We start from the raw sequence: 13,317 nt of genomic DNA on the forward strand, positions 1-13,317 counted from the left end.
TAATAGCCCGGGTTTTGAGTGAGTTTATTATGGCTACGCTGAATTTCGCTGTAGGGAATAGGGAGCCAGTACATTTTATCTGACCACTTGCGGTTGTTATATACAGTGAAATTATAATTGTATTCCATGACTGTACCATTTTTGTAAATATCTACGCCCATTACTGGTTTGTTCAATGCATCTGGCCCGATCTTCCATCTTCTGATATCCTGTATCCGATGATCTTCAAGCACCAGCTCCACACGTCTTTCCCTTCTGTACCGTTGCACCAAAGCAGCTCCGCTTTCAGTTATACCTGTTAAACCAACCTTGCTGCGTACGGCATTAATCGCCGTTCTTGCGGGCTCTTCGTTACCTAAAGCTATTTCACACTCCGCATAATTTAAGTAAAATTCAGTTTTACGAAAATAGATCCATGGATTAACCTGTGTAGTGCTGCCAATGTTACGGGAACCAAGTCCTTCTACAGTATACTTTTTAAAGTTGTAACTTGTAGGAGAAGCACCTTCTGCATAAAAACTTGCCCCCCTTGATTCATTTCCGTTTAAGAGTGGATTTGCGGGGTTGTTTTTATCGCGATAGTATTGGAGGGCACGTGTGGTTTTTGTGGTATACGGATCATAAAAGATCGCTCCATTGAACATAAAATTGGCATAAAACCTGGGCTCTCTGTTTATGTAAGGATCTTGATCATTGTAACCAGATCCAGCTTCTTTAGGCAATTTTCCGTTACTCATTTCATAACTATCAATGATATCCTGAGTTGGTGAAACGGGCGACCATGAATTCATTGAATTGGGGTAAAGCCAAAAGTTAGCGCCCTCGCCGGCAGTATTTTCAGACTGTGAGTTTGCTGCGGTAAAATAGCGCGCAAAAATAATCTCTGATTGATTTTTGCCGTTAAACGTATCGTAATAGTCTGCAGCTGTACCATTATTGATCATATTAAACCCAGGTAAATTCATGACCGCTTTATTGGCATCTCTGGCGGCCGTCCACTTGGTTGCATCGAAAGTAGGGCTAAATAATGGACTTGCGGCATAAAGCAAAGTTCTGGCTTTTAAGGCCATAGCAGCCTCTTTAGTTGCTTTTCCCTTATCTGCTGAGGCAAAGCTTGATAAAACCGGAATAATCTCATCGCATTCCTTAACGATAAATGCGGTTACTTCTTCAATGCTATTTCTTGACACATCAAAAGTAGGTGCACCGAGCGCAAATGTACTCGTGATAATGGGTACTCCACCATAATACTTCATTAAATCAAAGTATTTGAATGCTCTTATAAACCTCATTTCTGCACCCAGTTTACTGATTGTAGCGGCATCTATTTTGCTCGCAGCAGATTGCTCAAAAAACAAATTTACTCTTCTTATACCGGCATAGGCATTTGCCCATTCGCCGCGGTCTACCGTTTCCCCGTTATCTCTAACGATTTCTCCGTCTGTATATGCCTGTTGAGAACCTACGTATCTTGTATATGCATTGTCTGTAAGTCCTTCTGTAAGCCCGTCATCGCTGCTAAAAGGCTGCCTTAAATATCGATAGGTGCCATTTACAAAAAGACTTAAAGTTGGGCCATCGCTAAAAACAGATTTATCACTGAAAGAGTCCAGAGGCTGAAGGTCTAATGCTTTTGTACAGCCTGCAATCAAGACAATAGTTAAAAGAATTGCCGGGAGCAACTTTGTTCTTACTTTTTTGTAAGTATATATATCTATGCGTTTCATGATTTAATATTTAAATAAGTTAAAAGGTTGCGTTTAGACCAAACGAAATGATCTTTGTCTGAGGAAATACAAATCCCCTTGGATCAACATTTTCAGGATCACCCAATCCATCTTTTTTCAGGCCGTCAAACGTAAGCAGGTTGTAACCATTGACAAACACCCTTGCGGATTGGAAACCTATTTTGGAAAGTATTTTTTTAGGCAAGGTATACCCCAACTCAATATTTTTTAGCCTTACAAAGGAAACATCCCTCAAAAACAAGTCGTTGCTTGCCGTACTTCTTCCTATACTAGGCAAAGGGGCATCTATATGATCTGGTGTCCAGGCATTTTTTACATAGTAGGCAGGGGCGTTGTTGCCATTATCAAACAGATAACTAAAGTATTGAACTGCACGTGCCTGACCTTGAAACTGTGCCATAAAATCGAAATTGGCATATTGCAGGCCAAAATTAAAGCCATATTGAATTTGTGGTGTAGCGTTTCGTTCTACCGGATACATATCGTCTCCATTTATGATTCCATCACCGCTCACATCCTGATAGATCAGATCACCCAGTCTTTTACCTGCGAGCCCTGGGTATTTCGCCAAATCAGCAGCAGTTCTATAGACACCAATTACCTTATATAAAAACTGCGTCCCTATTGGACGGCCAGTGGAATTTTGGTAAGGTACTGTGGGTGGAACTTCATCAACAAATACAATTTTGTTTTTTGCAAAAGTAAAATTTCCGCCCACGTTAAAACGTACGCTACCAAATGTTTTACTGTAATTGATCTGTCCGTCAACACCGGCATTGTCTACAATACCTATATTTTCGTTGGGTAAAGAAAGCCCTGTATAATTGGGTACCGTAGCATTCCTTTTAGCAAGAATATCAGAAGTCCTGCTGCTAAAATAATCTACAGTAAAAGATAGGCTGTTGTTAAGTATAGTGGCATCTAAGCCCAGATCGAAACTCTTTTTCCTTTCCCAGGTGATGTTTGGATTGGCCGCAACACCAGGATTTAAGGCAGAAACATCTGCGCCATTAAATACATATCCAGCTCCCAAATTATACACATTTAAATATTGGTATTGGCCAACTCTGTCATTTCCCAATATTCCATAGGATACCCTTACTTTTAAATTATTGACCAGCTCGATATTTTTCATAAACTGTTCTTCGGAAACTACCCAACCCAATGATCCGCCGGGAAAATCACCAAAACGTTTGCCTTTAGGAAAAATTTGTGATCCGTTGATACCGAAATACAACTGTGCCAGATATTTTTTATTATAAGCATAAGAAATACGCCCAAGGTAGTTTTGACGGGCACCACTGCTTGCGCTTCCATTATTGCTTTGATTATCTTTTATTGGGCTGCCCGCAAAAAGCTGATCAATTACAGGCGATACAAAGCCAACTCGGGATGCGGATAGATTTTGACCATTACTTTCATTTTGTTCAAACGAAACAAATGCGGAAAGGGCGTGTTTCCCAAAATCTCTTTCGTAATTAAGCTTTATATTTTTTGTGATCGATTGGCTTTTGCTAAAGGTCTCAGACAGTGAAGATGGATTTTCTCTTGTTCGGGGAGAAGGAGTTCCATTTACGTCTACATAAAAAGTCCAGGGTTGCTGCCAAACTTTTTGAAAATTCTGCCCTTGATCCAGAGCAAAAAAGCCATCAACCGAAAGACCTGAAACACCAGGGATTTTATATTTAGCCTTTAGCGTTCCGTTAAAAAGAGAGCTTTCTGTTCTGTTGTAAGAAGCGCTTGTAACTGCTGCCAGAGGGTTGTTATTTCCTCTTCCCGCTGCTGGATAATCGCCCAAGATTGTTGCTGGCAATACAGGCGGACCAAGCACACTCCAGCTAAATAAAGATCCATCGTCAACACCTAAAAAATTGACATTTTGCCTTCTTCCGGCTATATCAAGCCCAACGCTGAAATTTTTGGTAACCTGCGCATCAATATTAGACCTGAAATTGTATTGAGTATATTTCGAGGTATTATCGTTTACGTTTATTGTTCCCTGCGTTCCTGTTCCCAAAGAGAGAAAGTACTTTACCGCTTCATTACCTCCGCTTACACTAAGGTTATGTCTGTCCTGGTTAAAGCTGCTTTTTTGTGTTGCTCTTAACCAGTCTGTACTTGGTAAAACTCCGTTTTGATAATCGGCCACTTGTTGTGCGCTATAAGTAGCTACTCTTCCAGCCTGCCTGTCCAGATCGTTTATTCCTTTTACGAAATCGGCTGCATTGCTCATTTCCATATATCGTGTTGGGCTTACGATACCATGGTTAAACGAGTAGTTAACGGTAGGTTTACCGGTTTTACCCCGTTTAGTCGTTATGAGAACTACACCATTGGCAGACTGAGCTCCGTAAATAGCCGCTGAAGCATCTTTTAGCACTGATATGGATTCTATATCATTAGGGTCAATTCTCGAAATTCCATCTCGGTTGGCTACACCGTCCACTACAATTAATGCCGCTGTATTTCCTGTAGTACTTGCCCCACGAATAAATATAGAGGCATCATCGTTCCCCGGTCTGGAGGTACGTTGGTTTACAATTAAACCGGGTACCCGTCCGGCCAAGGAGTTAGATACAGAAAACGATTTGCTCTGCAATATTTCCTTGCTGTCGATACCAGATACGGCAGTGGTTAAATCTCTTCTTTTTTGTGTACCATAACCTACCACCACCACTTCATCTAACTTCGAGGTAACTTCTTTTAAAACGACATGGAGACTGGTTTCCTTTCCCAGGGTAATCGTTTGGCTGATGTATCCAATAGCAGAAATGATCAGTTCATTTTCTCCGGTGGCCAACGCAATGGAAAAGTGACCATTCACATCTGTTGAAGTTCCCTTGCTGGCACCCTTCACCGAAATATTTACACCCGGTAAGGCCTTTCCTTGTTCATCTACAACTTCTCCTTTAATGGTTTCTTTTCTCATCAAACCATTGCCAGCGGTAGGGAAATTTTCTTTCTCCCAAATGGTTATCGTATTTTCATTGATGCTGTAGGTTAAAATCTGCCCTTCAAATAGCTGCTTAAGGGCATCCAGGATATTGGTTTTATTCAGACTTATGTTAACAGGTTTCGCCTTTTTCAGGATATTATCCGTGTACAGAAAATTATATCCGCTTTGTTGTCTGATTTCTTTTAAAACAGCTTTTAAAGGTGCATTAGATCTCGACAACGTAATTTTTTGCGCAAAGCCAGCGGCACTGACCTGCATAAATGTAGCAATTAATATCGCGGTGGTTAATCGCATAATTCGCAGTATTTTAATGGCACAGGCATTACCCATACCACGTTTAGTAGTATATTTTTTATACATTTGGTTTACAGTTTGGTTTAATGCAGTATGCCTTTTGCTTCGAATCTTCAGGCTTCTGCTTTACAGTTTACTCATAATTTACGTAGGCCAAACACTTAACCAGGAGCGTTAATTGCGCTTCTGGTTTTTTTCATCGCTGTCTGTCCTGGCTTCCTCCAGCCCTAGCTTTTCTGTCGTAGGTATTTCTTCATCGTTCTTTGGTTTAGTGATTTATTTGGTTAATTATCATTATTTGAGCGCTATGTTTACCTGGAAACATATATTTTTCTTCCCTGAATTTTAAAATGAACCTTTCCTGTACTTTCCAGCGATTTTAAAACTTTAGAAACATGGTCAAATCTGGAAACAGACCCACCGAATCTTTCTTCCGTTTTTTCTCCTGTATATTCAACTTCTACATTATACCAGCGTTCGATCATCCGCATAATCGTCTCAATTTTTTCACTTTCAAACATAAATTGTTTGTTTTTCCAGGCCACGGAAAGTTCTGTATCCACATCAGATACCTTTAGTTCTCCGTTCATGGATAAGTCTGCTTGTTGTCCGGGTTTTAGCACGCGATCGGCCATATTGTTGCTACTTACTTTTACGCTGCCTTCCAGTAAGGTTGTTTTAACTAAAGGCTCGTCCGGATAAGTATTGACGTTAAAATGTGTACCTAAGACTTCTATCGTCTGGCGGTCGGATTTTACGGTAAAAGGATGTTGGCTATCCTTTGCTACTTCGAAATAAGCCTCTCCTTTCAGCAACACTTTTCTTTCTTTAAATGCTGCAAAACTTACGGGATATTTTAATGTTGAGGCCGAATTTAGCCAGACAATAGTACCATCAGGCAGGCGCACCTCATACTGACCTCCCTTTGGCGTTTCTATGGTGTTATACTCATTGGCCTGGCGGGTTTGACCATGATCCTCAATAGTATAAATCAATTGTCCGTCTGCTTTTTTTGTAACTTTAATCCCGGATTGCCTTGCAATGGTTCCATTGGACAGTTCTCCCAGGGCCAGTCTTTTTCCATTGCTCAAGACCAGAAAAGCTTTATTACCGCCAGGAGCTACATCATTGGCATACAAGGGCGCAACTTGTTCCACCTTTTTGGCACGATTTGTATAAAAAACCGCGATTCCCAAAATCAGGATACTGGCCGCTACCCCAATGTATTTATAGATACTTAGTTGTTTTTTTCTCTTTTCAAACTGCTGAACATCATGGCTTAGCAATTCGAAAACATAATCCTTTACCGTTTCTTCATCCTTCATTAACACAGGATCCCATTCTTTATATTGGTTGCTCAAAAAGTCATAAACCTGATTAAACCGTTCCCTTTCTGTTTCAGTGGCAGTTCCATCTTCGCATTTGATTGCCAAATCCCTAAATTCTTTATTTGTCATGAGCTGTCTTCTATATATAAGTCTATATAAAAGCTGTTGACCCCAGTAAGAAAGGAAATTATTTTTTAATCATCGACACTAATGGCGTAATGATAAGCACCAAGAAGAAGAAATCGCCCATTTTAGCCCTCAATTGTTTTAAAGCAATGGTCATCTGAGATTCCACTGCTTTCACCGTAATTCCTAAGCGCTCGGCAATTTCCTTGTTACTTAGTAATTCTTTTCGAGAAAGGATGAATACCTGCCGGCAACGTTCTGGCAAAGAGGAGATTCCCAATTCAAGGATCTTTTTGATGTCATTTAGCTCTAAGTTATTATGGGGTTCCTGTATTCCGGCCAGTTGTTCAAGATCATCATCTTCAATGAAGACCTTGCGGTGATCTGCCGATCGAATGTAAGATAATACCTTATAACGAACTGCAGTAAAAAGATAGGCACTTAACTTTTCAATATCTGCCTCATTTTTCCGGATCCACAATTGTAACAGAACTTCCTGAACAATATCCTGTGCCTGGTCACTGTCTTTAAGAACGGAGTAAGCTGAAAGGTAAAGACGCTTCCAATATTTTTCATAAATATTTTTAAGCGCTACCTGATGATCTGCTTTCAGCAAAGCAATTAACTCATGATCTGCATAAACTTTGTGTTCGAGCATAGTTCTAATCTCCAGACTGAGGTAAATAAATATCTAATTATTTGGTCTCTACAAACACCACTTCTGAAATCATCGCATTACTCCCCGCCACAGATTCAATCTTTACATGGACTTTGCCATCGTTGGTATCTTCCCTCATCACAAATAATTTTATCCATTTGCCTGCTTTGTCCAGTTTCCCCGTGGCAAATTCTCTTCCTTCAACCCATATTTTGGCATCCCGGCCCTCGTTATTCCAATCTTCAAAATGAAGATACAGTTCACCGATAACACCCTGGGGTGGATTCATTTCCATCTCCAGCTTTTTGCCATACCAGGCTTCCTTTCCATCCCATTTCCATATATCTTTTGTGCCGATAAATTTGAACTGCGTATTCCGTTTAAGTGCAGGCGCATCTGTTCCTGCCTTTGTATATACCAGAGCCTCAGAAAAAGCTGCGGGTACAGGTGTCTTGCTTTCCGCTTGCTTAACCATTGGAAAAGTTGCCCTCAGCAGCCCTGTGTCTACACTAACTTCTGGTTTAAAAGCTTCACTAGACATGTATTTGAGCAGGCTATATCTGAATTGCCTGGCAACCGGGTTCTGCGCAGACTGCACATCGTATCCGCAAATCAGTAATTTTCCTTTACCCACCTGGCATTCAAACAATGATCCTAATTTCTCATTGAGGTGAAAATCGCTAATGGGCTGAGCCATTGGCTGTATATTCTGAGGCCATTTTTTCAGCTTAAACGATCGCCCTCCTTTACTGATGGCCTCCCATTGCCAATCGCTGTAAAAGTCTGTCGGAAAATCATTAAATACCGGATGCTGAGCGTTAACAGAGGTACCCAAAGTGGTATTTTCCTGACCTGGAAAAAACACATTAGACCAAAACAGTGGCTCAAAGAACACTGGCCTGAAACCATCCGCCTGTCCAAGCTTTGAAGCGTAGAGCAATACGGTTTTACCATTTTGCAGGTCTAGCAATGTTTTTTCGTCGAGTCTGTCGGTCTCTGTGACTACTCCGGAAGTTTGAACTGGAACTTGCTCCGGGTAGATCCAGATTTCCCATTCATTGTGATAGGCCGTTCCTGGCAAAGACAATACAAACCTGGCTTTAGTTGCCTTCGCTACTTTTGTTAAAGGCAGGCGCACCTCAATCACTGGTTTTACCTCTCCTCTTTTTATCAATACATCGCCTGCTGTCCCCTGCCCTAACACCTGACTACTCTCATCAGTAAGTGTCCATTTCACCTCATTTTTAAGATCTTTGCTTCCATAATTGGCCACTTGCAGCTTTGCGACAAAATCTTCTGTATTTTGCCAGGTGAATTTTTTAAACCTTGCCAATGGGACGACCTCATTGTTATACTGTTTAAAATAAGGAGCTGCTGTTGTGCCTTTATCATCATAAAATGCATCCAGCCATCCCACTAAAGCTTCCCCCTGCCCCTGGTAATCCTGCATACTCAGCATTTGAAAACCTGCACAGGAGGGTGTGCGGTAAAAATTTTCAATCAGCGCCTTGTATAAAACTTTTTGCAATGCGCCGCTGGCTTTATGGAAAACGGCATCTTGCTGATCTAATCCATTCTCCACTGCAGAGGCTTTGCAAAGCTCTAAATTGCGGGCTTTCAGTACGCCGGTATATTTATCAATCTCGGCCCATAGAGGGTAAACGGGAAATTGCCCCACCTCATGGGCTATAATTGGAATATTACTTTTGGAATAGTTCTTCTCCAGGTCATAATCTGTACCCGCCTCCTTCAGTCCATAAGTTCCGCCTCCATTGGGGATGTTATGCGTAGCGGAGAAATCATCAACAGGCATGATCTTTCGGGCGGTAGATAAAGCATATAGCCTTCTGGTATCCTTGTCTTTTATTTTTGTGATCCATTCCTGCATTTTGGAAAAATCAGAATTTCCCAATTCATTGCCTATACACAACATGGTAAAAGAAGGATGATTTCCATATGCCTCTACGATCCGCTGCAATTCGTCCTGTACAAACTGATCGGCCGAGGGATTATGACCAAGACCTTTAGGCAGGCCCTTTGTCAGCATATCCGGACGGTCTTTAGGCGGCTCGGTCATCCACCAATCAATCCATATCATTTCGGCCTGGATATAGATACCTAGCTTATCCGCAGCTTTAAAGGCCGCTTCAGGTGGGCACCAGGAATGGAAACGTACATGATTCAGGCCGTAAGATTTATAGATCCTGAAAATCCTTTCCCATTCTGCTACATCGCAGGAAGGGTATCCTGTTAATGGAAAATGAACGCAATCCAGGTTTCCCCTCATAAATACAGGTGCATCATTGATCAGGATTTTTGAGGCGCTTCGGCTAATGTTCCGGAAACCAAAATCAACTTCAACCTGGTTCTTATTCTGCAACCTGGCCGTGATCTGATAACGGTTCGGACTAAACTCATCCCATAGTTTAACAGGAAAGTCCAGTTTAAGGTCGTGTACCTGCTCAGCCTCATTGCTTAGCCTAAGTTGCTTGCTGAATACCAGTTTGTTGGTTTGCAGATCAACAATCGTATAAACGATATTCATGGGAGCAGGATCCTGGAGTTTTAATTTCAACTCCAGCTGCTTCTTTTTTGCATCAGCAAACACCTGCAAATCTGTTAACCGTGTTTTCGCTTTGGCTTGCAGTTCAATTTTACCAACTACGCCGTTCCAGATGCTCTGCGTATACTCTGTATAGGCATGGCCTTTATCTCCGATATTATAAATCAGGTCGTTGTTGATTCGAAGGCTGAGCTGGTGCTTTCCTGGTTTTAATACGCCTAAAGAATGAATATGCGGTACGGCAAGCGCATCTTGTTTAGACAATTCCACTCCGTCAAGCCATACTGTAGATTCCCACATCACTCTTTCCAGAAAAAGTTCAATTTCTTTTCCTTTCCAGGCAGATGGAATATTGATTTCTCTGCTGTACCAGGCTGGTCCTATGTATTTATAAGCTCTTGATAGAATTCCGTAATCGGCACCCTGAGTCTTTGTCCCTTTTTTTGCCTCGTCTGTTGTACCTGGAAGCTGGATATGTTCTACCTGAGGGTTTTGATACCAGTCCTGTTTCATTTCCTTACCATCGGGATCAAGTTGAAAACACCAGGAGCCGGCTAAAGAAAGTTTTTCCTGCGAAAAACCTGTTTGCGTGAATAAAACAAAAAAAAGAAATCCGGCTAAGTGTTTCATCATAAAGGTAATCTCGGCTTGAGTTGACAAGGACAGAAAACAAATTTACATGATGTTCAGCGTTAAATTAATGGACATTATTCCATTAATGATGGATTTTCTTTGGAAAAGAAAAAGCCCTGAAAAACCTGCAAAATAAAACATGCCGACTTTACTCCAGCTTAACCAGCTTGTTAAAAATGTTACACGCAACTGATTAAAAAACCTTTAATCAGGGCTTGGTTATAATTAGTCTCTCCGCTTTGTTCATGCGTAGACTTATTGTTATTAGCTTCTCTTTTTAGATTTGGTAATTGAAGTTATTCTGGCTCAATAAAATCAAGATCTTTATCGTGCGTTTCCGGAATGGTGAGAATACAATAAAAACCGATGCCAAAACAGATAAGTCCTAATATAGCCGCTGCATGCAATCCGAGTACATAAGGCTTTAAAAAAACATAAAAAGTAGTCATCAGGATAACCGTTCCACGCACCATATTTGGAATTGTGGTTGCTGCTGTTGCGCGTACATTGGTTCCAAACTGCTCTGCTCCAATAGTTACGAACATAGCCCAGTAACCAATCCCAAAACCTAACCACAAACACATCAGGTACAGTCCCTTTGCACTTTGGATACCTGCATAAAGATAGATTATAGTGCCGATAAGAGTAAAAACCATCATAATGCCTACAGTTTTTTTTCTGGAAGAAAGATAATAGCTGATTACTCCGCTCAACAGATCGCCTGCGGCTAATCCGATATAACACCACATTACTGCAAGACCCGGTTTTACTGTCTCGGTAATGCCTAGCGCCAAGGCAAATTCATTACTAAAAGTGGCCAGAATACCAATAACATACCAGGTAGGCAATCCAATCCCGATGCATTTTGCATAGAGTTTTAAACGCCTTCTATTGGTAAAAAAGGATAAGAAATCTCCTTTTTTTAACTGGCTCTTTTCGGACATGTGTTTAAACATACCCGATTCAAAAACGCCTATTCTTAAAAACAGCAATAACACGCCCAGCCCGCCACCAGTAAAATAGGCATAGCGCCAGCTGAACAGTTCAACAGTAAAGTAAGCAGCTACAGCTCCTAACAGCCCTACACCGGCCACTACTGAAGTACCGATTCCCCTCAATCTTTTAGGAAGACTCTCTGATACCAACGTAATTCCTGCGCCCAGTTCGCCAGCTAAACCAATGCCAGCAACAAAACGAAGGGCTTTGTAAATGGTAACATCCTGAACGAAACCACAGGCAAAATTGGCAATGGAATAAGTAATAATAGAGCCAAATAAAACTGAAAGCCTGCCTTTTTTATCACCTAAAATCCCCCATAAAATGCCCCCCAATAATAAACCAGTCATTTGCCAGTTTAAAATACTGGCTCCTTCGATAGATCTATCAGCTTCATTTAAACCCAGATCAGTTAAACTTGGAATTCTTACGATTCCAAAAAGCAGAAGATCGTATATATCTACAAAATAGCCGAGTGCGGCAACAATTACGACAGCGCTAAAAAGATACTGCCATGATTTTTTATTTTCCTGAATGTTCATTTTATTGATAGGTAAATATTACGGTATTATGTAAATTTATCAGGAATCAAATCTAAAACCTCCTAGATGGCTATGCAATTACGAATCAATATTACGAACAAGAAATTAAACTCATAATCAAACAGTTAACGCACATGAAAAATAATTCTGAACAACCTGTCAACGCAGTTTTTTTCACCAATTAGACTTTTGCTGTAAAAAAATGCCCGGGCAAGTCAGCGATAGCCAACTTACAAATAGCCTGTTAAAAGGCCATCATTTGCGTGATTCCAGTGCTACTTATTGAATGTGCTTAAGTTCCACTCATCTGTGAAGTTTATAGTCATCTTATCATTTTGAAATTTGATCGGCAGCCATAAATAGCGTCCATTAATCGGATTTTTTGGTTCCCATATATCGGCCATAAAAATAAATTCCCCCTTTTTTGCTGGTGCTGGTAATACATATGTGCTTTGCCCACCGTAAGTTATATTAGCCTCTTCCCCCTGGCAGGGATTTCCCATATACGTCCAGGGGCCCCAGATCGAACTTGCTTTAAACCATCTTGCAGCATTTGGTGCCCAACCTGTGCAACCTGAGCCGATCATATAATAGGTCCCATTTTTCTTGAATAACGCTGGTGCCTCAGTTGAGTGCCCAACGTAGATTCGTGTAAATTTTCCAGTATGACTTAAATAATCAGAGGTTAACTCTGATAAATGCAGGGTAAAATTATCTTCTGATGAGAATACGTGGTAAGCTTTTCCGTCATCATCTACAAAAACTGTCATATCTCTGGCCATTTGCCCATCCTTGAAATCCCTGCAGAAAAGACCATCACTCTTGTTGGCTGGCCTATCGCAGTTTACCTGATCATTTTCCTGTATTCCTACTGAATAGTAAGGCATTTTACCTGGATTTGGGCGGTAACTCTTAATAAATGTATATGGTCCGGTCGGACGGTCGGCCACAGCAACACCAGATCTAGCTGCTGAATACCCCTTTCCTAAAAGTTCCAAATGAAACCACATCACAAACTTGTTGGTTTTCTTATTGTAAACAACTTTCGGACGCTCCAGGATACAGCCTTTAGCGATATCACTTTTCAAATCTTCTGAAACAGCCAGGGCAATACCTTCATCATTCCAATTATACAGATCTTTTGAAGAATAGCAATGGACCCCAACCTGAGCGGTATTGCCTTTTTCACCTTCAATTTTATGTTCTCCAAACCAGTAATAAATTCCTTTATGTGCCAGGATTCCACCACCATGGGCGTTAATATGAACACCGTTATTATCTTTCCATATTTTTCCAGGAGTAAAAGAAGTATACGCTTGTTGTGCAGAAAGACTATTGCTTAACACAAATAAGATCGCAAAGCCCATAATTGCAGCTATTTTTCCATTCATTATTGAATATCTAAGTAAGACACTAATTTGAGAAATTCGCAACAATTGGCAAGATTGTCGTTAAATTTTAATAGTAATTTAA

General features: G+C 40.8%; 7 protein-coding genes. All 7 read right to left on the reverse strand.

Annotated elements, in window-relative coordinates; translation table 11 throughout:
* Nucleotides 1–1,727, reverse strand: a 1,727-nt coding sequence (locus R2S08_RS28530) for a RagB/SusD family nutrient uptake outer membrane protein (RefSeq protein WP_316838307.1), incomplete at its 3' end; no start/stop codon positions are given.
* Nucleotides 1,728–1,746: 19 nt separating this feature from the next.
* Nucleotides 1,747–5,064, reverse strand: a complete 3,318-nt coding sequence (locus R2S08_RS28535) for a TonB-dependent receptor (protein WP_316838308.1) — start codon at nucleotides 5,062–5,064, stop codon at nucleotides 1,747–1,749.
* Between the two features lie 245 nt (nucleotides 5,065–5,309).
* On the reverse strand, nucleotides 5,310–6,455 hold the full coding sequence (locus R2S08_RS28540; protein WP_316838309.1) for a FecR family protein: 1,146 nt from the start codon (nucleotides 6,453–6,455) through the stop codon (nucleotides 5,310–5,312).
* Nucleotides 6,456–6,513: 58 nt separating this feature from the next.
* Nucleotides 6,514–7,110, reverse strand: a complete 597-nt coding sequence (locus R2S08_RS28545; protein WP_316838310.1) for an RNA polymerase sigma-70 factor — start codon at nucleotides 7,108–7,110, stop codon at nucleotides 6,514–6,516.
* Nucleotides 7,111–7,147: 37 nt separating this feature from the next.
* Nucleotides 7,148–10,306 (reverse strand): sugar-binding domain-containing protein, encoded by a 3,159-nt coding sequence (locus R2S08_RS28550; RefSeq protein WP_316838311.1) that lies wholly within the window; start codon nucleotides 10,304–10,306, stop codon nucleotides 7,148–7,150.
* A gap of 296 nt (nucleotides 10,307–10,602) precedes the next feature.
* Nucleotides 10,603–11,844, reverse strand: a complete 1,242-nt coding sequence (locus tag R2S08_RS28555) for an MFS transporter (protein ID WP_316838312.1) — start codon at nucleotides 11,842–11,844, stop codon at nucleotides 10,603–10,605.
* A gap of 275 nt (nucleotides 11,845–12,119) precedes the next feature.
* Nucleotides 12,120–13,235: a glycoside hydrolase family 43 protein gene (locus R2S08_RS28560; RefSeq protein WP_208300827.1), complete on the reverse strand. Its 1,116-nt coding sequence runs from the start codon at nucleotides 13,233–13,235 to the stop codon at nucleotides 12,120–12,122.
* Nucleotides 13,236–13,317 lie beyond the last annotated feature (82 nt).

This window comes from Pedobacter nutrimenti (genome assembly GCF_032678445.1).
Classification (GTDB): Bacteria; Bacteroidota; Bacteroidia; order Sphingobacteriales; family Sphingobacteriaceae; genus Pedobacter; species Pedobacter nutrimenti_A.